General features: G+C 53.5%; 20 protein-coding genes. 14 read left to right on the forward strand and 6 right to left on the reverse strand.

Annotation, left to right across the window (positions count from 1 at the left end):
* Window positions 1-105: 105 nt before the first annotated feature.
* The gene (locus PBOR_RS04840) at window positions 106-1032 is read left to right on the forward strand and encodes a DUF6612 family protein (RefSeq protein WP_042210721.1); all 927 of its coding nucleotides are present in this window, start codon (window positions 106-108) and stop codon (window positions 1030-1032) included.
* A 77-nt stretch (window positions 1033-1109) separates the two neighbouring features.
* Here PBOR_RS04840 and PBOR_RS04845 read toward each other — a convergent pair whose 3' ends face one another.
* The 4 genes from PBOR_RS04845 to PBOR_RS04860 all read right to left on the reverse strand — a co-directional run bounded on the left by PBOR_RS04845 (window position 1110) and on the right by PBOR_RS04860 (window position 4888).
* Window positions 1110-1850: a hypothetical protein gene (locus PBOR_RS04845; protein WP_042210722.1), complete on the reverse strand. Its 741-nt coding sequence runs from the start codon at window positions 1848-1850 to the stop codon at window positions 1110-1112.
* Window positions 1851-2205: 355 nt separating this feature from the next.
* Window positions 2206-2700, reverse strand: a complete 495-nt coding sequence (locus PBOR_RS04850) for a hypothetical protein (RefSeq protein WP_042210723.1) — start codon at window positions 2698-2700, stop codon at window positions 2206-2208.
* A 104-nt stretch (window positions 2701-2804) separates the two neighbouring features.
* Complete coding sequence (locus tag PBOR_RS04855; RefSeq protein WP_218918881.1) at window positions 2805-4211, reverse strand: sensor histidine kinase; 1407 nt, start codon at window positions 4209-4211, stop codon at window positions 2805-2807.
* Window positions 4208-4888 carry a response regulator transcription factor gene (locus tag PBOR_RS04860; RefSeq protein WP_042210725.1) on the reverse strand — a complete coding sequence of 227 codons (681 nt, stop codon included), beginning with the start codon at window positions 4886-4888 and terminating at the stop codon, window positions 4208-4210. Before PBOR_RS04860 ends, PBOR_RS04855 begins: the two co-directional genes overlap by 4 nt.
* A gap of 188 nt (window positions 4889-5076) precedes the next feature.
* On the opposite strand from PBOR_RS04860, the gene PBOR_RS04865 reads away from it, so the two are divergent.
* The 6 genes from PBOR_RS04865 to PBOR_RS04890 all read left to right on the forward strand — a co-directional run bounded on the left by PBOR_RS04865 (window position 5077) and on the right by PBOR_RS04890 (window position 9877).
* A complete protein-coding gene (locus PBOR_RS04865; protein WP_042210726.1) occupies window positions 5077-5793 on the forward strand; it encodes a YceI family protein in 717 nt (238 codons plus the stop codon).
* 773 nt (window positions 5794-6566) lie between these two features.
* Entirely contained in the window at window positions 6567-6905 is a 339-nt protein-coding gene (locus PBOR_RS04870; protein WP_042210727.1) for a nucleoside triphosphate pyrophosphohydrolase, read from the forward strand.
* A gap of 96 nt (window positions 6906-7001) precedes the next feature.
* Window positions 7002-8000: a Gfo/Idh/MocA family protein gene (locus PBOR_RS04875; RefSeq protein ID WP_042210728.1), complete on the forward strand. Its 999-nt coding sequence runs from the start codon at window positions 7002-7004 to the stop codon at window positions 7998-8000.
* Window positions 7993-8367, forward strand: coding sequence for a hypothetical protein (locus PBOR_RS04880; RefSeq protein ID WP_042210729.1), 375 nt, complete (start codon window positions 7993-7995; stop codon window positions 8365-8367). Before PBOR_RS04875 ends, PBOR_RS04880 begins: the two co-directional genes overlap by 8 nt.
* Entirely contained in the window at window positions 8364-9287 is a 924-nt protein-coding gene (locus tag PBOR_RS04885) for an ADP-ribosylglycohydrolase family protein (protein ID WP_042210730.1), read from the forward strand. Before PBOR_RS04880 ends, PBOR_RS04885 begins: the two co-directional genes overlap by 4 nt.
* Before the next feature lie 83 nt (window positions 9288-9370).
* Entirely contained in the window at window positions 9371-9877 is a 507-nt protein-coding gene (locus tag PBOR_RS04890; RefSeq protein WP_042210731.1) for a hypothetical protein, read from the forward strand.
* Between the two features lie 396 nt (window positions 9878-10273).
* Here the strand turns inward: PBOR_RS04890 and PBOR_RS04895 are convergent, their stop codons facing one another.
* On the reverse strand, window positions 10274-10975 hold the full coding sequence (locus tag PBOR_RS04895) for a class I SAM-dependent methyltransferase (protein WP_042210732.1): 702 nt from the start codon (window positions 10973-10975) through the stop codon (window positions 10274-10276).
* A 35-nt stretch (window positions 10976-11010) separates the two neighbouring features.
* Window positions 11011-12120: an ATP-binding protein gene (locus PBOR_RS04900; protein ID WP_042210733.1), complete on the reverse strand. Its 1110-nt coding sequence runs from the start codon at window positions 12118-12120 to the stop codon at window positions 11011-11013.
* A gap of 240 nt (window positions 12121-12360) precedes the next feature.
* On the opposite strand from PBOR_RS04900, the gene PBOR_RS04905 reads away from it, so the two are divergent.
* The 7 genes from PBOR_RS04905 (at window position 12361) to PBOR_RS04935 (ending at window position 19067) form a co-directional block, all read left to right on the forward strand.
* A complete protein-coding gene (locus tag PBOR_RS04905; RefSeq protein WP_245648039.1) occupies window positions 12361-12780 on the forward strand; it encodes a Na-translocating system protein MpsC family protein in 420 nt (139 codons plus the stop codon).
* A 124-nt stretch (window positions 12781-12904) separates the two neighbouring features.
* A complete protein-coding gene (locus PBOR_RS04910) occupies window positions 12905-13690 on the forward strand; it encodes an ABC transporter ATP-binding protein (RefSeq protein WP_042210734.1) in 786 nt (261 codons plus the stop codon).
* A gap of 111 nt (window positions 13691-13801) precedes the next feature.
* A complete protein-coding gene (locus tag PBOR_RS04915; RefSeq protein ID WP_425415529.1) occupies window positions 13802-14611 on the forward strand; it encodes an ABC transporter permease in 810 nt (269 codons plus the stop codon).
* A gap of 42 nt (window positions 14612-14653) precedes the next feature.
* Window positions 14654-15703 carry an ABC transporter substrate-binding protein gene (locus tag PBOR_RS04920; RefSeq protein ID WP_042218927.1) on the forward strand — a complete coding sequence of 350 codons (1050 nt, stop codon included), beginning with the start codon at window positions 14654-14656 and terminating at the stop codon, window positions 15701-15703.
* A 52-nt stretch (window positions 15704-15755) separates the two neighbouring features.
* Complete coding sequence (locus PBOR_RS04925; protein WP_042210736.1) at window positions 15756-16394, forward strand: cysteine hydrolase family protein; 639 nt, start codon at window positions 15756-15758, stop codon at window positions 16392-16394.
* Window positions 16391-17833, forward strand: a complete 1443-nt coding sequence (locus tag PBOR_RS04930) for an MFS transporter (protein WP_042218929.1) — start codon at window positions 16391-16393, stop codon at window positions 17831-17833. Before PBOR_RS04925 ends, PBOR_RS04930 begins: the two co-directional genes overlap by 4 nt.
* Window positions 17834-18296: 463 nt before the next feature.
* Window positions 18297-19067, forward strand: coding sequence for a WecB/TagA/CpsF family glycosyltransferase (locus tag PBOR_RS04935; RefSeq protein WP_245648040.1), 771 nt, complete (start codon window positions 18297-18299; stop codon window positions 19065-19067).
* The last annotated feature ends 11 nt before the right edge of the window (window positions 19068-19078 follow it).

Below are 19078 nucleotides of genomic sequence, written 5' to 3' on the forward strand. Positions count from 1 at the left end.
TACAGCCCATGTTAGTTCTTAAACAAATGTTAGAGGCGTATTTCCTTTGGTTAATAGTTGACATGCAATCACACATCTGCCAACAATCATTAGGAGGAATTCAACTTGAGAAAATGGACTGCATTATTTATGGGGGTCATTCTGTCTGCTGCCTTAACCGCATGCGGCAATAATGATGCTGCCGAGCCGGCTGCCAATGCCGCCGAAGCCCCGGCTGCGAATGCCGGTACTAACGCAACTACAGCTCCGGAAGCTTCCGCATCTGCAGCTCCAGCCGGACAGTCATCCGCTGGCGTTCCGGCTCTGGAGGAACTGCTGCAGAAGACGGCTGCTGCACAATCGGAATTGAAGAGCTTCGCCATGAACTCGCAAATTCAGCAGAATATGACGGTCAAGCAGGGCGAAACCAATCAGGAACAGGCTATTGAGATGACAGTGAACGCTGAATATACCAAAGATCCGCTGGAAATGCATCAGGAGATCCTTATGAATCTGGCGGGCCAGGGGGAGCAGAAGATTGAGCAGTATGTTACCGGAGACGGTTTCTTCTCGCTTACGAACGGGCAGTGGGTTAAGATGCCGGCGGCGATGACTGATCAATTGACCGCTACCATGCAGCAGTCTGCCAGTCCCGAGAAGCAGCTGGAGCAGTTCAACCAAATTGCTGATCAGACGAAAATCACCGAGGAAGGTGACAATTATTTGATAACAGCAGAAGTTTCCGGCGAAGAAGTGAAGAATCTGGCGAAGAGCTATCTGAACCAGAGCGGGAGCGTAGACAGCCAGATGACTGCGATGATGGAGCAGATGAATATCAAGAGTATGACCATCGCTTACACCGTGGACAAGAAGACATATTTCCCGACTTCCTCAGATGTTAATATGGTGATGGATATGAGCAGCGGAGAACAGACCGTCTCCATGGATATGAAGATGAAATCGGCCATTAGTGATCATAACAAAATCTCGGAGATCAAGGTTCCGCAGGAAGCTCTGGATGCGCAGGAGGCTCAAATGCCGGCAACCCAGTAACAGGCTTTAATTAAAGAACAAGCAGAACAGGAGGACCCGTACATCGGGTCCTCCTGTTTGGTTAAGGGCAATAGCGGTTATAGGCCGAACGGGGAAATGCTGTTGAACAGTCCGTAGGCCGCTCCGGCCAATACCGACATTACCAGCTTGTAAAATATATATCCGGTTGCAACATTTGCGGTGGCAATCAGGTACAGGGTATCGATTCCGCGGTTGGAGGTGTTTAGCGGATATTGGAACGCCACGGAGTTGATGCTCACAAAGACGAACAGAAATGACAGAATAAGCAGGGTAACCGAGAAGGAATACAGGCTGAGGATCAGTGACAGGATAGCCAGAACCAGCAGCGCTACAGCAGGAACAAGCAGGGTGCCAAATCTGGCGATCAGCAGTTTGAGATCGAAGCTGACTTTCTCCAGCCGGAGTGCGGCATAAGTGGTCCCGCAGCCAACGGCAATTCCTGCAGCCGTTAATAGAAGCGGCTTCAGAAATCCGGGGCCTATGATTGGCGAGATATCCCATTTAATGAACCAGGTGAGAAAATAAAGTGCTGACAGTATTGCCGTCAGTCCCATTGTAATCAGACTGTTCAACAATTGGGCGGCCTGGACCTCTTTCATGGTACTGTAAGGACGGGTTAGAGCACTCAAGAAAAATCCCCAGTACTGTTTACTAACCTGCTTAGCCTGCCTGACGCGTTCAGCCTGGAGCAGATTGTCCCATTGTCCGGATGTTCTGCGCTGGGGCTGCGTTTGCCCGTTATCTGAATTCGGCCCTCCAGGATTCGTAAAGGGCGCTCCGCCTTCCGGATTGTTCATTGCTCATCCTCCTTAAGAAAAATATGGAAATCATAGCATTGGCTATAGTATAAGGGGGTTGCCATATAAATACTATGGTAAAGGCTTAATTGTTGTACGCAGTACAACTTAGCTGCCAAGATAATTAGGTGTTCGGACAGATTGTTGTATGAAATACAAGAATTTATCCCGTAACACGGCTTGTTGGAAGTGGAATGCTGCCTTTTGTACAATAATTTCCGATTATAGCCGGGATTATAATGAGAATGTTGTATTATGTGCAGGATTTTAAAAAGCCTGTATTCCGCGGATAGAATGCGGTCTACAGGCTTTGCGTTGATTGCACCTTACAGGAAGCTGGCGGGTAATCAGGAAGTTACTCCTGCTCCCGGACAAATCCCTCTTCCGCCAAGTACTCCTCAGCTTCTTCAACAGTTTCGAAGGCCATCTCCAGCTGGAGACCCGCGTACAGGTACCACAGATCTTCCTCAAATCTGAGACTCAGTGTATGGCCATCCTCATTCTTCCACAGGGATTCAGCGCCGGTCTGCGCTTTTTTCTTTCTTTTGGCCGGGGCAGGGGCGTCGGGGATGAACATGGACAATGACGCAATCGAAGCATCCACCAATTCCCGCAGCTCAGCTTCCGAATAATCTCTGATGTTCACCAGACCTTTGTCATCACTCTCATAGCCCCGCAGCAGGCCGGCATATACGAAGCCGTTGCCGTTCGGGTGGATATGGGAAGCAACGGTCTTCTTGTCGTGCCGGCTCTCCTCGAAGTGGTAGTTCACCCGCCCAAGCGAGACATTCCGCCGTTCCAGCTGGGGATAGGAATCAAGAATAGCTAATTTCTGTTCAAAAGTAAGCATATGCAGCCTCCGGTTCGCATTTTCGTCAGTTGATTATACCATGCCCGCGGGCAGTGGACTATATAGCCAGCCGGAGATGCCCCGGTCCCTGGTCCTTAAGTGCCTCATGCTGCAAGCGGCAGCCGCAGCACGAAGGAGCAGCCCTGCGGCGGCGGGACGCTGGCAAGCTCAAGGCTGCCGCCCATGGCCTCGGCGAGCAGCTTGCTGAAGGTCAGGCCGAGCCCGAGTCCGCGCAGCACGCTCTGCTTGGCGGTGCTGCGGAAGAAGGCTTCGAAGATCAGCTCCCGGCTCTCCGGATGAATACCTGATCCGTTATCCGTAACTGTAATTTCGGCGCTGCCCTGCGGCGTGGCCACAAGCTCCAGCGTTAACTGAAGCTTGCGGCCCTGTGCCTTCGCCTGCACGCTGTTATTGAGCAGATTGACGATAATCTGCTGGATACGCAGCGGATCTCCCCGCAGGAACAGCCGGTTCTCCGGCAGGTGAAGGATGGGTTCGCAGACATCCTCGCCTTGGGTCAGCTTCCATTGATAGAGGATTTCCTCCAGCAGCGGGGCGGCCTCCAGCCTATCATGACGGACGGCGACAATACCGGCGGTCAGTGCGTTATAGTCGAGCAGATCCGCGACCATGCGCTGCAGCCGCTCGGCTTCGAGTAAGGCGATATCAAGAAACTCCCCGGCCTCCTCCCCCTCGACCACACCCTCGCGGACGGCATGAAGCAGTCCTTTAATGGAGGTGACCGGGGTCTTCAGTTCATGGGACACTCCGGCCAGCATGACGGCCCGGGACTGCTCGAACTGCTGCAGCTTGCCCGCCATCTCCTGGAAGGATACCAGCAGTTCATGGATCTCCCGCTCTTTGGCTCCGGTCTCCAGGACGATGTTATACTGGCCGCCGCTGATCGTTGCAGCAGCGGCGGCGACCCGTTGAATCGGCTTGGCAAGCTTGATCGACAAGAGGTAGATCGTCAGCCAGCTTAAGATGATCAGGAAGACAATGATGATCGAGAAGAAGGTGATCTCCTCCTGCGGGATATGGCGCAGAGAACGTTTGGACTGCAGGACGATTACTTGTCCAAGAGTTCCCTGATCTCCCTGGATCTGCGCAGCGGCGGCTTTGAATTCCGGGCTGCGTGAATCGGTCAGCGTATCATTCAGCTTATGCCGCATCTCTTCATCCGTCAGCGGAGGCTGGGAATACAGCAGCTCGCCCGCCGGCCCGGTAATGATGACGCACATTTCCATGGTTACCTTGAAGAACCGCTTGCGGTCCTCGACCAGCTTGTCGAGACTTGGGGTGATAGCGAGCTGTCCGTCTGTGCTGACGCTGCGGTCGGCGATCTCCTGGGCCAGCAGGCCGGTGGTCTGCATCCTGTTGTTCATCGCCTCCTGCTGGATCCACCAGAAGGTTACCAGCGCCGTCAGCAGCAGTCCGATACTGATAATCAGCAGGTAGCGGACGGTCCAGTAGGAGAGGATTGATGTGGGTTTCTTTGTTCTGTTATTCATGTTGTCCATAATTGATAACCTGTTCCTCTCAGGGTACGGATCTCTCCTTCGCTGTCCGGCCAGTGTGAGAGCGCCTGGCGCAGTCTTTTGATGGAGAGATCAACGGCCCGGTCACTTCCTTCATAATCCATTTCCCACACATGCTCCAGCAACTGGTCCCGGGTGCAGATCTGATTCGGGCGCTCCGCCAGGAACAGCAGCACCGACATGTCGCGCGGGCTAAGACTGACCTCGGCCCCGTTCAGAAACACGCTGCGGGCAGAGTAATCAATGAACAGGCTGCCGAAATGGCGCTTGCGGCTGCCGTCGGACCACTGCGAAGGGCGCCGCAGTACCGCATTCACCCGTGCGACGACTTCCTCGGGAATGAAGGGCTTCGACATATAGTCATCAGCTCCGCCATCTAGTCCCGCGAGCCGGTCATTGATGCCGTCCCTGGCCGTGAGCATAATGACAGGACAGCTGCTTTTCTCGCGGATCAGTCCCAGCAGCTCGAAGCCGTCCATATTCGGCAGCATAATATCAAGCAGGATCAGTGAGGGCGGCGCCTCCTCGAAGGCTTCCAGGGCACTCCGGCCGTCGGCGGCACGGGTGACGTGGAAGCCCGCTTTTCGCAGATAAGCACTGAGTACCCGGGCAATCGCCTCTTCATCCTCAACAATCAGAATGGATTTCATCTATTCAGCCTCCTTCTCAGGCCCGGCGGGGAATAATTCTCCAGGGCAACGGCTATATGTTAGTTAAAATTACGACAATTCTACCATATTGCGGGCCGCTGTGCTTTGACTTCTTCCCGACATATTGCTTTGTTAGAATGGGAACCAAGCCTGATAGGGCATACAGAGAATTGGATGGAGGGAATAAGATGAAGAAGAAAACAATCGCCTTAATCGCAGCCGTAGTCGTTATCGCAGGAGCTATCACAGCATTTATGTTACTTAACAATAGCCTGGGCAATAATGTTGAGATCGAATCTGTTATTCCTGCGCAGAATCAAGGGACCGAAACCCAGGAAGCGGGAACCGCTAATGCGGCAGCTGCTACCGGTGCTGCTGTTACGGCTGAGCAGCTGAACGGTGCCTGGAGCATTGCGGATACGTCCAAGGTCTACTGGTCCGTGACAACTTCCAAAGAAACCGTTAACTTCGTAGACCCTTCCGTTACAGGAACCTGGAATGTGAATCTGGAGGATGCCGGCTCGATGACGGGCGAGGGAACTGTGGCGATGAGTGCGCTGGATTCCGGCAACGGCCAGCGGGACGAGCATGTTAAGGGAGCGGATTTCCTGTCTGTAACAGAGTTCCCGGAGTCCACATTTAACGTGACTTCCTTCTCGGAGCTTCCGGCGGAATGGACGGAGGGCACCGCGGTGCCGGTAGAACTGCAAGGTACGCTGACGGTAAAAGGCATAGAGAAGGATGTTACGTTTGACTCGCAGGCTGTATACAGCGGAGGACAGCTTATGCTGTCGGGAACAACCATGGTTACCTTTGAAGATTTCGGCATGAGCAATCCGCATTCGATCGTGCTGGATACCGAGAATAACCTTGAGGTGCGCCTGGAGCTTGTACTGAGTAAGTAATATAGGAATAGATTGTTTATAAGAAACTCTCCCCGTCACTGCGGATTCGCGGCTGGCGGGGGGAGTTTTTGGTTCGAGTATAAATTTATATGCTAAATAGCTTGAGCTTGAAAATATACAATGAGGGTGGAGTGGCGGAAGAGAAGTTTGAACTGTAGGAGCGGTAGCGTCCGCCTTTAGGTTTGTATTTCTACTGCGAACAGCAGTTTAAATCAGGAAATGCAAACCTAACCCCCACAGTGGAATTTTCCCGGTTCAATCTATATCGTGCCTTTATATAGAATGAACCGGACTGAGAAGCCGTTATTTCCTTCAAAAACCTCTTTATGGAGCTTAAGCGGACTGAGAATCACTTATCTTGTTTATTTATCCCCGATAGGGGGTGTGAACCATCCATTAACGGATTCTGAGTCCGTTTGGCCGGCAAATACATCTGATTTGTTAAAATAGAGGATTCTCAGTCCTATTCACCGGCGGATGATTTGATTTGTTGAACATTTGATGGTGTACTAGAGGAGGGGCCTCTACGCCCTGTTGCGGGTTCTGAACAAACTTTTCACCTTCCATTTCGAAGGCGGAACTGTCCGGCTGAATAAAGGAAAATTGGCGTAACTACTGAGATAATAATGCTTCTGATGATGCTTCACTTCTGAAGTATGAGTTAGCTTCAATGGAGTATGGTTGGTGGTTGTATGGTTTGCGGTTGGATTCAGCTGGCTTCTAGTACATAGATAGGTCTATAAATTTAATACATTCCATAGGAGGTAATAAAGTTGGCTGATTATCCGAAACTGGTGCGTGACGGAATACCGGCGCTGATTGCGGCGAGCGGGCAAACCTGCAGGACAAGAATCATGGACGAGGAAGAATACATACGGTCGCTGCGTGCGAAGCTGCATGAGGAGCTGGCGGAATATTTACGGGAGGACAATGACGGACAGGCGCTGGAGGAGCTGGCGGATCTGCTGGAAGTAATCCGGGCCTTGGCGGTAACCCATGGCGGGGACAGCAGTATTCTGGAACAGATCCGTGCTGACAAAGCGGAGCGCCGCGGCGGATTCAAGGACCGGGTTCTGCTGCTGCAGGTGGAGAGCGGAGGGTTACAGTATTGACCCATGGGATGGCGGGAAGCGGGCATCATGTACACACCAGGCACATTTTGATAGAATCATAGGGACTAAGTTTCATTTAAGAGGAGGATTTAATTAATGACAGAAGATAACGCTTACACGATAAAATGGGGCATTCTCAGCACAGGCTGGATCGCCCATCAGTTTGCTACAGATTTGGCCCATGCCAGCAATGGTGTGGCTTATGCGGTTGGATCGCGCACGCAGGAAAGTGCAGATGAGTTTGCCCGAAATCACGGCATCCCCGTGGCATATGCCACCTACGAGGAATTGGTCAGCGATCCTGAAGTGGATGCGATTTATATTGGAACGCCGCATCCGTTCCACAAAGAGAATGCGCTGCTCGCCTTGCGTGCCGGCAAAGCCGTCCTCTGTGAGAAGCCTTTTACCGTGAACAGTGCGGAGCTGGAGGAAATCGTGGCGTATGCCCGCCAGCAGAAGCTATTCCTGATGGAAGCGATGTGGAGCCGTTATATTCCGGCTAACGCCAAGGTTAGAGAATGGCTCGCAGCGGAGCGTATCGGCGAAGTTCGGCTGGTCAAAGCGGATCTTGGTTTCCGCGCGGACTGGAATCCGGAGGGACGTCTGCTGAACCCGGCCCTTGGCGGCGGAGCCCTGCTGGATGTCGGCATCTATCCCATCTCCTTCGCGTCGATGGTGTTCGGACCTCATCCGGAGGCCGTATCCAGCACCGTACATATCGGCGAGACAGGCGTGGACGAGCACTTCTCCTTGCTGCTGTCTTATGGGGATGGCAAGTCGGCTTCCCTGAACGGCGGAATTCGCCTGAAGCTGCATGAAGAAGCCTATGTCTATGGAACTGAAGGCTATATCGTGGTCAAAGGCACGCTGGTAAATCCGAAATCGGCTGAGCTGTATGTCGGCGGTGAGCTGGTGGAGACCTTTGAGGATGACCGTACTTCGATCGGGTATTCTTTTGAAGCTGAGGAAGTGGGACGCTGTCTGCAGGCAGGACTGACGGAAAGTCCCGTGATGACGCTGGATGAGTCCGTTGCAATTCTTAAGCTGCTGGACGGCGTGCGTGAACAATGGGGGCTTAAATATCCCGGTGAATAAACTGAACCTGACGCCATTATCCCGCAAGCTTTTGCTTCACACTGTAATCTATCTTGTGTTGTTTCTGGTGATTCCGTATTTTCAAAGCGGCGGTTCCGGGGTAATGGAGGATTTCGGCACCTGGCTGCTGCTGCTGGTTCTGGTGAATCCCGCTGCCGTGCTGATTCTTGCCGCCGATTCTGGACTTAAGCTGGGTTTTAACCTGCTGGTTTGCCTGCTGCCGTTGCCGCTGTTCGTATTATCCATCTACGTGTTGTTTGACGGAAGCGGTGCATTGTTCTATGGCATCATGTACTCCGTCATCGCTCTGATCAGTAATGGCATAGCTGCAAGCGTAAGAAGGAGGAAAAAGGGGGAAACCAAATGACATTGAATGCTGACCGCTATCAGGGCTGCCTGCAGGGTCTGGCCGCTGGAGATGCGCTGGGAACGACCGCTGAGTTCAAGGCTCCCGGAACCTTTGAGCCGCTTACGGATATTGTCGGCGGCGGGGTATTTGCCCTCCAGCCGGGACAATGGACGGATGACACCTCGATGGCGCTCTGCCTCGCGGAGAGTCTGCTTACGGTGCAGGCATTTGATCCTGTGGATCAGCTGCAGCGTTATGTGAAGTGGTACCGCGAAGGAGATCTCAGCAGTACAGGCGAATGTTTCGATATCGGCAATGCGACACGAGCGGCGCTGCATCAATTCGAAGCCGGCGGCGAAGGGTTCAGCGGCTCCGAAGATCCTCATTCTGCCGGGAACGGCTCCATTATGCGGCTTGCGCCGGTGGTCATGTACTACGCAGAGAATCCTGCAGAAGCTATCCGCTATGCGGCCCTCAGTTCAAGAACGACCCATGGCGCAGCGGAATGTCTGGATGCCTGCCGTCTGCTGGCGGCGTACATCCTTGCCGGGCTGCACGGCTGGAGTAAGCAGGATATGCTGGCCCCGGAAGCTTACCGTGAATGGCTGAATGAAGACAGCCTGACGCCGCATATGCTGAATATTAAGTACGGCTCCTACCGGATCAAGGAGCCTCCTGATATTCAAGGTTCAGGGTATGTGGTGGAGTCGCTGGAAGCGGCACTGTGGGCTTTTCACAAATCCTCCAGCTTTGCAGAAGGCGCGCTGCTCGCCGTTAATCTGGGCAATGATGCTGACACCACAGGGGCAGTCTACGGACAGATCGCCGGAGCTTACTACGGGCTGGGCGGCATCCCGGCAGAATGGCAGAGCAAGCTGGCCATGCGTGAGCTGATCAGTGACTACGCCGGCCGGTTGTTTACAGAACGGGTGAAATAGAATGGTATAGGCTGTAAAAGGCAGGCTGAGCGCATCTATAACGGGCACTCAGCCTTTTTAATTACGGAAAGGGGAGAATGGGTATGAGCAAGGGGTGGCGGAAGCTGCTGATATGGCTGTCGATTAGCATTATCTTTGCAGTATTGACGGACTGGGGCACATTCACCTATGAGGCAGATGGGACGATATCCGGCAACGGCAATCCTGGAATTATCATGCTTGCGGCGGGATGGCTGTTTGGCATTATTCTTTTGGGCAGTGCGGGAGCTGTGTTCTATAGATTATTTCGGATGAAATCAGTATTTAGCGTACAGAGCCTGGTGATTGCTGTCTCCGCGCTCATTGTGCTGCCGCTCTCCGTCTGGCTGGAAATCAGATATGTCGATGCATTGAGAGTACATCTGAGGGGGTTTACCAGAGATGAGGGCTCTGTGGTATTCCGCTTCGGCTGGATCAATCAGTATACCAACAACCTGTTCTATAATGCTTATATTCTGGCTGGCGGGATCGCCCTGGTTATCCTGGTGGCTTGGATTGCAGCACTGCTGCGGCGGAAAGCCCATATACAGTCCCGGATAAATTCCGGTTAGCGTTAACGGAGAACTGCGGCACGCCTACGTACGGCGATTCTTTCGGCGGGGGCTTAAGAGAAAGACAGGTAGAGATGAGCCGAATGTATGCGAAAAACCGAATACATTGTGCCAGCGATAGGGTAAATGAGCGGAATGTATGCGAAAAACCGAATACAATGTGCCGACGACAGGGTAAATGAGCCGAATGTATGCGAAAAACCGAATACAATGTGCCGACGATAGAGTAAATGAGCCGAATGTATGCGAAAAACCGAATACAATGTGCCGACGACAGGGTAAATGAGCCGAATGTATGCGAAAAACCGAATACAATGTGCCGACGACAGGGTAGATGAGCAGTACACTTACGCCAAACCTGACATGGTGTAGATGTGGAAGAAGACAAGTACTCCGTTAATTTTTTCTGAACAAGGCAGTCCACAGAAAAGCTTCACCAAACAGCGCATCCTCCTGATCCATCTGGCGCATGCGTCTGAACTCTATAAGCTGCAAACCGCTGAAGAAGCTCTTAAGCTTATCCTCGGTGAATCCTAATCCGCCCCGGAGGCTCCGCTGCCGGTACACTTCCCAATCCGTGATCTCCGCACCCATGGCGCCAGCCGCGAAGCAGACCAGTCCGAAATACCCGCCAGGCTTAAGCGTCCTGTTCACCAATTCAAGAAAGGTAACTCTGCGGTGGGGGTAGATGTGATGGAAACATCCGCTGTCATAGATGAGGTCGTAGCTGCCTGGCTCCAGGCTCAGGTCAAAAATATTGCTGCGGGCGAAATTCACCTCCACCTGATGTTTGCGGGCGCGTTCCTTTCCCCATTCTACCGCTGCCTCAGAGATGTCAATGGCATCCACTGCGTAGCCCTGCTGAGCCAGATAAACCGCATTTCTGCCGCCCCCGCAGCCTAATTCCAGCACCCTGCCGGGTGTAATGTGCCCGCCACTTACATATTCAACCAGATTCTCGTCCGGACTGTCCTTGAAGAAAGGAATTCCTTTATTCCGGTCCCCGTAGAACTGATCCCACCATTGCCCTTCTTCCCGGAAAAGAGAGTCCAGCATCTTCAGCGTATCCTCATGACTATAGATCGTTTCAAGTGTCATAAAGCATTAGTCTCCTTTCATTTCATTTGCCCGGTTTAGTTGTTAACGAAGATGGAGAGCCCCGGATATGCCTTCATCAGCTCAGCACTGTGTTCATTCAGCCGTGCCTGTTCAAAGCCTGTGCCCAAAAATTCCTGATCCGGCTTAAAAGTCACACTTGTCCCTGTATCCTTCGCGATTCCAACCGTCATCAGTCCGGACTGCGGCACACCATGCCTATATTCCTGGCGGTACATTCTGCCGCCGCGCCGGATATCAACGGTAAGTCTGCCGGAGAGGGCGTTGACCACGGCGATGCTGATTCCCTGCTCTGCACCGGGCACCTTAAAGGCTCCTTCTCCATTAAATCTATGAATATCGGTCAGAATGGATTGAACAGCCGGCATATTGGAATTTGGCAGAGACGCTACCGGAATCCCCCGGCCATTGTCCGTTACGGTGACACTCCCGTCATCGTGCAGGAATATTCCGATTTCGCTGCAATATCCGGCCACATGCTCCATCACCGGGTTCTCGATAACGGCCCACAGCAGGTGATGGACATCGAAATTGTGTGCAGGGCCAAGATAAATCCCCGCGTTATTTCTCGTTCTCATCGTGTCCATATAATCGCTTGTATCCTCCAGAGTACTAACCGAAGCGAGCAGCAGGAGGAAGGGGAGGAGGCGGTGGGAAGGGAAAGCATAACGGCCTCCGTTCTCCTGCACTAATAAATCTGCGCCAGTCAATGCTTTGAGATGATGATACAGCTGGCCGGTAGTGCCCATGCCCAGACGCTCCACCAGCTCCGTGCCCGTAAGCGGCTCCTGAATGACGGATTTCAGAATGTCCAGCCGTTGCCGGTTGCTTAATGCCGCCAGCACTTTGGCTGATTTCTCGTTATTCACTTCGAGCAGGTGTTCCATCGGACGCTCCTGGGGTTCCCAGCGGTAGCTTTGTCCGTTAAGACGGGCATGGCCGGAATAAAATACAGATCCGGGTCCCGCGCCGGGCTGCTCCGCTTCTGCGGCTGAATTCACAGATTCCGGCTGATCAGCACGGCCTGCGAAGCTTCTCCGCTCAGTATTCCAATGCTGGACGGCGGCCTGAAGCTCAGCCACCTGCTGCTTCAGCGTATCCAGTTCGCTGCTTAAGTCACGGGTCATGACAGAAAATCACCTGCTTTCAATGTTATGTTATTACGTAGTTACGTAATGATTGTAATTCATTAACATTGTTTTGTAAATATTTAGGATGATAGTTTTTTATGTGTAAACTAACATAACATTATATCTGATATATTGATTTATATGTTAATTTATATTACGTAAATTCATTGACAACTCTACCTTTTTATCTATAATGATGTATAAGCGGTGGGTGATGATGCAGTTGTTGTTGTACTTGTGACATTATGTAACATTATTAATAGCTATGAAGGTGTGATCACAATGATCGCTTCCGCCGGACAATGGAAACAGGATATTTTACGGATTTACAACGAAATCAACAAGAAGCTGTTTAACGCCGGCGTCAAGCAGCAGAAGGTCGACTTCGTGGGGAACAAGATTATTATTTTATCCATTAACAGCCGGGTGCCTGTACTGAAGGTGCTGGATACCCATGATGCCACGGCAAGCCGCCAGATCAATCTGGTGTTGCATGAAGTTTTCAAGTGTGAAATCAAGCAGGCATTTCTGGATGAATTTCAAGTGAATATCAAGGCCGTTCTTAAAGATTACGATGTGGAGACCGAGTATTCCGGTACGATCATAATTTTGGAGAAGGACCTCGAGCATTACCTGAACGTTACGTTGGAACTCTGATCTTCCGGAGAGCCGACCTGCCGTCAGTTTTCGGACATCAGCCCTCTGGGGCTGTGTCTAAAACTGGCGGCTTTTTGTTTATCCGGGCTTACAAATGCTATTAAACCTTTAAGGAGCTGATTCTATGAAAGCAAAGATTGAGATTGCCGGTGTAAGCAAGTGGTTCCGCCGTGACGGCCAGGAGATTATCGCCATGCAGGAAACGAATCTCTCCATTGAACAAGGCAGATTTGTCAGTATTATCGGCCCCAGCGGCTGCGGCAAATCCACATTGTTCAATATCATAGCTGGACTGATTCCGCCGTCTACCGGCCGCGTGCTTGCTGACGGAGAAGATATTGTCGGTAAGACCGGATATGTCGGATATATGCTGCAGAAAGACATGCTGCTTCCCTGGAGAACGATCCTGGACAATATTATTCTGGGCATGGAGATCCGCGGGGTGCCGCGTAAGGAAGCGGTAGCCCGGGCCCAGCCGCTGATGGACCGCTATGGATTGAAGGGCTTCGGCGGCCATTATCCGGCAGAATTGTCCGGGGGCATGCGCCAGCGGGCAGCGCTGCTCCGCACGCTGCTGTATGACCGGGATATTATTTTGCTGGACGAGCCCTTTGGCGCACTGGATGCCCAGACCCGGCTGACCATGCAGAACTGGCTGCTGGAGATCTGGGAGGACTTCCGCAAGACGGTGTTATTCGTCACCCACGATATTGATGAAGCCATCTACCTGTCTGACGACATCTATGTCTTCTCCGGGCGGCCGGGAAGAATCATCTCCAAGATTTCTGTGGATATGCCGCGCCCGAGACATAAGGAGGATACGGTATCTGCGTCATTTATGGAGCTCAAAGCCCATCTGCTGGACCTGCTGTCAGGCGGAGGCGAGGAGCCGGCAGCCCATATCTCGTAGAGCTTACAAAACTTGTAGAAGGAGAGAACAACCATGGAGAGTGTGCAAAAGAAAGGGTATGTGATTCACAAGCTGGAGCCGGCCCCGATCCATTCGGTCAAATCTGAGAAAATGCAGAAGGAACCCGTCATCGTAGATGAAGAGGGGATGAAGCGCCGGACACGGCGGATTGTCGGAATCGGGCGGCTGACGGTCGCGCTGCTGATCGTACTCTGCTGGGAGCTGTTTACGCGGATCGGCTGGATGGATTCGTACTATTGGAGCAGCCCGGTACGGATTCTCAGCACAACATGGACACAGATGACGCAAGGTACTCTGCTGGAGGATATCGCTTATACCTCCAGCTCGACGATTCTGGGCTTCATCGGCGGAACCCTGATCGGATCGCTGCTCGGTCTATCCTTCTGGTGGTCACGCAGATTCGCCGGCATCAGTGAGCCGTTCCTGATCCTGCTCAATGCCATGCCGAAGCTGGCGCTTGCTCCTGTGCTGGTGATTCTGCTGGGCATCGGCTTCTTCTCCAAGGTGGCGCTCGCTTTTGCCATGACGGTAGTCGTTGCGGCCTTATCGGCGCACAGCGGCGTGCAGAGTGTGGACAAGGATATGGAGAAGCTGATGTATTCGCTGGGCGCGAAACGCCATCAGGTATTTACCAAGGTGGTTATCCCCTGGGCGATGCCCTGGATGATCAGCAGTCTGCGGATTAATATTGCCCTCTCGCTGGCCGGTGCGATTGTCGGGGAATTCATCGCTTCCAGCCACGGGATTGGCCGCATGGTGATTTACGCCGGTACGATTCTTGATATCAATCTCGTCTGGGTGGGTGTTGTGGTCTTATCCGTTCTGTCGATGGTGATGTACGCGGGAGTGGTACTGCTGGAGAAATGGCTGTCCAAGGGATACGGAATGAAGAAGGCTTGAGACCTAAGCAATCCTATATAAGATAAAGGGGAGAACCTGATGATGAATGTAACCAAAGTGAAGCTGTCCGCCGTCCTGCTTGCCTCTGTAATGATTCTGCTGTCCGGCTGCAGCGGCAAAGGGAATACGGAAGTGGAAGCCGCCGCTGCCGGCAACGAAGCGGGGAAACTGAAGAAGCTGGTCATTGCCGAGCCGCTGCATTACACAGGTTATCTGCCGCTGTATGTAGCGCAGCGCGAGGGATATTTTGCCGATGAAGGTCTTGAGGTTGAAATGCTGCAGGCTGCCGGCGGCACACATGTGACCTCGGTGGTCAGCGGGGATGCCTGGGGCGTCATCGGCGGACCGGAATCCAATGCGCTGGCGAACATCGGCAACTCCGACCCGATTGTTTCGGTCAGTAATGTGGTTAACCGCGCGAATGTTTACCTGATGGCGAAGAAAGGGACAGCCCCTGCGGGCAGCTCTGATGAAGAATTGAAAGCCTTCCTGCAGGATAAGAAATTGAATGCCGGACGGCATGGCGGAACGCCGAACCTGCTGACCCAATATCTGCTGCTGGAGCTGGGGCTTGATCCGCAGAAGGATGTGCGGCTGCTCGAGCCGGCGGACGGCTCAACCGTGGTGGCGATGGTTCAGCAGGGCGCGGCGGATATTGCGAACGGCGCCGAGCCGCAGATCAGTGACGGGATCGCCAAGGGGGTATGGGATGAACCCTTTTACAAGTTCCATGATATGGGCGACTATGCCTACTCTGTGCTGAGCGTGAAGAAGTCGACACTGGAGAAGGACCCGGAAACGGTGCAGAAGGCGGTTAACGCCGTTGTTAAGGCACTGAAAGCCATCCAGGAGGATAAAACTCTGGCAATGAGCGTCCTGAAGGCTGAATTCCCTACACTATCCGATGATGCCGCACAAGCTGCGCTTGACCGGGCGTACGCCGACCAGCTCTGGAGTCCGGACGGTGTGATTTCGGAGGAGGCGCTGGATAAGGACATGGACGTGATGATCAAGACCGGAATCTATAAAGGCGAATATACCTACGATGCACTGGTCGATATGCAGTTTGTGAACAACACAGCAGTGAAATAAGCTAAGTTCAACACCGTGCCATAGGCCTTCAAAAACTAAAGAGGTGAAGATGATGGAATTAACTGCCGATCTGATTATGCCTGATAAAACCGCACTTATTATAGTAGATGTACAGAATGATTACTGCCACGGGGAGGGCGCACTTGCCGCTGGCGGAAATGATGTGTCAGCCGTTCGCGAGATGATGCCGCAGCTGCATGGGCTGATCGCGGCGGCGAGAACACAGGGCGTGCCGGTGATCTATATCCAGACCTTCCATGAAAAGGCGACCGATTCGCCCGTCTGGACTTCCCGCTCCGGCCGCGGTTCGCTGGGAGTCTGCCGCAGAGGAAGCTGGGGGGCTGAATTCTACGAGGTGGCCCCGCTTCCTGAGGAGATTATTGTCAATAAACACCGGTATAGCGCTTTTATCAATACCCGGCTCGATTCTGTGCTGCGTTCGCAGCGGATCGAAACCCTGATTATGACAGGAGTGAGCACCAATGTGTGCGTGGAGTCGACGGCAAGGGACGGCTTCATGCTGGATTATCAGATTGTGATGGTTCAGGATGCCTGTGCTTCCTATTCCCGGGCTGCTCATGAGATGACGCTGGAGAACATGAAGGGCTACTTCGGCGTGGTGGCTTCAGCCGCAGACATTGAAGAGAGCTGGAAGATGTGGAATCAGCCCGCCCTGCAGCGGATGATATGAATTCACCGGTACGGTCTTCAGGGCAAGCCGTGAACCATTCGGCGGTCAAGGTGGTTATCTGCCTCGGGGCCTTTCTGTCCAATCTGTCTGCCGGTATGTTCAATATTTCGCTCATCGATATTGCGGCTGATCTGCGGTTTCCGGTGGCCTCTGCCCAGTGGATCGTCAGTATCTATCTGCTGGTTATCTCGGTGCTGCTGCCTGTAATGGGACGGCTGGGAGACAGGTTCGGCCGCCGTAAGGTGCATAATCTGGGACTGTTCGCTTTCGCGGCGGGGGCCCTGGGCTGTGCGCTTGCCCAGAACGAAGCCATGCTGCTTGGCTTCAGAGTCATGCAGGGAGCCGGCGCCTCCATGTATCAGGCGACCAATATGGCCCTCATTGTCTCTGTATTTCCGGCCGGGCAGCGGGGAAGGGCACTGGGGCTGATGAGCACCTTCGTCGCTGCGGGTTCCATGGCAGGCCCCGGTCTGGGCGGCTTCCTGATCCAGTGGTTCACCTGGGAGAGCAACTTCTGGCTGCTGGCCGGAGTGGCGGCGGCCGTGGGCGTGCTTGCGCACAGGCTGATTCCCCGGGATACGAAAACGGCCGGAGGCAGGCTGGATCTCGCCGGAGCTGCCTGGTTTGCGGCCTGTCTCTCCTCGCTGATGATCGCCTTCGATCTCGGCGGCCGTTCCTCTTTCCTGTCTCTGCCTGTGCTGCTGCTGCTCGCGGCTTCAGCGGGAATGGCGGCCGCTTATACGGCACATGCCCGTTTCTTCCGCAACAGGGATAAGAGGAGCCCGCTTGCTGAATTCCCGCCAGCGGACAGCGGTGCCGGCCTGTTCACTGACCGGAGCTTTGCCGCAGGCATCGCCATTACGGTTATCACATATATGGCTGCCTTCGCCGCACAGCTGGCTTTGCCCTCACTGCTGCGTATATCCGGGGCCGAGCCTGCCTGGGTAGGGCTGATTATGATTGGATATCCGCTGGCGCTGGTGGTGACCGCTCCTGTCAGCGGGAGTATCGCGGACCGCAAAGGGCCGCTCGGTATCCTTACGGCCGGACTGCTGCTGATGAGTGTCACGCTGCTGGCGCTGGGCTTCGGCTCACCTGTGCTGAGGACAAGCGCTTTGGTGCTGCCGGTTATGCTGCTCGGCTGCGCAATGGGGATGATTACTTCGCCTAACACAAGTATTGTTATGGGGCTGGCGGCGAAATCGCAGCTTGGCCGGGTCAGCAGCCTGCTCGCCTTGTCACGCAACATTGGCATGATGTTCGGCACGGCGGCAGGCGGACTGATGATTGGCAGCAGAGGCAGTCCGAACGGAAGCTATTTGGCCGTGTTCGTAGTCTGTGCAGCGGCAGTAGGCCTGTCTTCAGTCTGGCAGCTGTATTCCTTCCGTCACAGCAGCAAGCGCAAAGGGGCGGAACAACTGCATATACCGTATGAATAAGAAGGAGCCTCTGCCCGCCGGGCAGAGGCTCTCGTGCTGAAACAAGGAGGAAGCCCAGCTTCTTAAGATGGTTTGTTCCAGCGGGCAAATGACATGGCGGAATATCAGGAGCTTTACGTCCACGGGTGCGGAGAAGCCGGAACCGGTTGAAGTAATTTTCTGCATTGAAAAGAAATACCGATGTTGGTATGGTGGAATTGTCCGTGTAAATATATGGTTATCTTATAAATTTGCTGTATGCATGGGTATGGAGTAGCCTGCTTTACAGAAAAGTTGACAATGAACGGCGTTGGCTTGGAGGATGGGGGCTATTGCATTTGGTATAATTTAGATTATGTTGGAGGCGCCCGCTGATGCTGCTTGAGAGTGAAGAAGGGCGGCTGGAATGGGTAGATTGCGGCGATACCGGTTCAATGCATCCGGTTCTGGGCGAGCCAGGGATGCAGAGGGCAATTCTGCAGGATTGAGAAGGACAGGTGAAATTATGAAGGACAAGGTTTCCATTCTCGGGGTTCCCTTCTCCAAGCTGACGCTTGCGGAGACAACGTCGCTGCTGGACGGGCATATCGCGGGCGGGCAGGGAGGGCTGTTTCACCTGATTACGGCCAACCCGGAGATCACACTGGCCAGTCAATCGGACGGTCGGCTCCGGGAGATTATCTGCTCGGCGGATCTGATCGTGCCAGACGGGATCGGGATTGTAATGGCGGCACGAAGACAGGGTGATCCCATTCCGGAGCGGGTGACCGGCTACGATCTGCTGCTGAGCCTGCTTGCAAAGGGGAATGAGCGGGGCTGGAGTTTCTATTTCCTCGGAACGGATGAAGTGACCAGCGGACAAGCGGTGGAGAGAATCGCCCTGCGCTATCCGCAGGTGAAGATTGCCGGAAGGCATCACGGATTCTTTACGGCAGATGAGGAGCCCGGAATTATCGCCGGAATTCAGCAGGCGGGGCCGGATATTCTCATTCTTGCGATGGGCGCTCCCTACTCGGACAAATGGCTGTATAAGCATAAGGAGGCGCTCAGCGGGGTTAAGGTTGTGTTTGGTGTTGGCGGCAGTCTGGACGTAATCTCGGGCAAAGTGAAGCCGGCACCGGCCATCTGGAAAAAGCTGAATCTGGAGTGGGCCCACAGGCTGTTGTTCGCACCGGTAGCCAAAGGCCAGAAATCACGCTGGCGCAGACAATCCGCCCTGCCCAAATTCGTCTACCTGACGATGATCCGCAAATGAAGGAGACCATT

This window comes from Paenibacillus borealis, from assembly GCF_000758665.1.
Taxonomy (GTDB): Bacteria; Bacillota; Bacilli; order Paenibacillales; family Paenibacillaceae; genus Paenibacillus_AQ; species Paenibacillus_AQ borealis.

What these genes read in the sequence shown, in the direction of transcription:
- PBOR_RS04850 (WP_042210723.1), bottom strand. Translation starts at nt 2,700, where the DNA reads ATGCTTACTTTTGAACAGAAATTAGCTATTCTTGATTCCTATCCCCAG.
- PBOR_RS04910 (WP_042210734.1), top strand. Translation starts at nt 12,905, where the DNA reads ATGAAAGCAAAGATTGAGATTGCCGGTGTAAGCAAGTGGTTCCGCCGT.
- PBOR_RS04875 (WP_042210728.1), top strand. Translation starts at nt 7,002, where the DNA reads ATGACAGAAGATAACGCTTACACGATAAAATGGGGCATTCTCAGCACA.
- PBOR_RS04890 (WP_042210731.1), top strand. Translation starts at nt 9,371, where the DNA reads ATGAGCAAGGGGTGGCGGAAGCTGCTGATATGGCTGTCGATTAGCATT.
- PBOR_RS04865 (WP_042210726.1), top strand. Translation starts at nt 5,077, where the DNA reads ATGAAGAAGAAAACAATCGCCTTAATCGCAGCCGTAGTCGTTATCGCA.
- PBOR_RS04930 (WP_042218929.1), top strand. Translation starts at nt 16,391, where the DNA reads ATGAATTCACCGGTACGGTCTTCAGGGCAAGCCGTGAACCATTCGGCG.
- PBOR_RS04925 (WP_042210736.1), top strand. Translation starts at nt 15,756, where the DNA reads ATGGAATTAACTGCCGATCTGATTATGCCTGATAAAACCGCACTTATT.
- PBOR_RS04915 (WP_425415529.1), top strand. Translation starts at nt 13,802, where the DNA reads ATGCAGAAGGAACCCGTCATCGTAGATGAAGAGGGGATGAAGCGCCGG.
- PBOR_RS04920 (WP_042218927.1), top strand. Translation starts at nt 14,654, where the DNA reads ATGAATGTAACCAAAGTGAAGCTGTCCGCCGTCCTGCTTGCCTCTGTA.
- PBOR_RS04895 (WP_042210732.1), bottom strand. Translation starts at nt 10,975, where the DNA reads ATGACACTTGAAACGATCTATAGTCATGAGGATACGCTGAAGATGCTG.
- PBOR_RS04855 (WP_218918881.1), bottom strand. Translation starts at nt 4,211, where the DNA reads ATGAATAACAGAACAAAGAAACCCACATCAATCCTCTCCTACTGGACC.
- PBOR_RS04900 (WP_042210733.1), bottom strand. Translation starts at nt 12,120, where the DNA reads ATGACCCGTGACTTAAGCAGCGAACTGGATACGCTGAAGCAGCAGGTG.
- PBOR_RS04845 (WP_042210722.1), bottom strand. Translation starts at nt 1,850, where the DNA reads ATGAACAATCCGGAAGGCGGAGCGCCCTTTACGAATCCTGGAGGGCCG.
- PBOR_RS04860 (WP_042210725.1), bottom strand. Translation starts at nt 4,888, where the DNA reads ATGAAATCCATTCTGATTGTTGAGGATGAAGAGGCGATTGCCCGGGTA.
- PBOR_RS04885 (WP_042210730.1), top strand. Translation starts at nt 8,364, where the DNA reads ATGACATTGAATGCTGACCGCTATCAGGGCTGCCTGCAGGGTCTGGCC.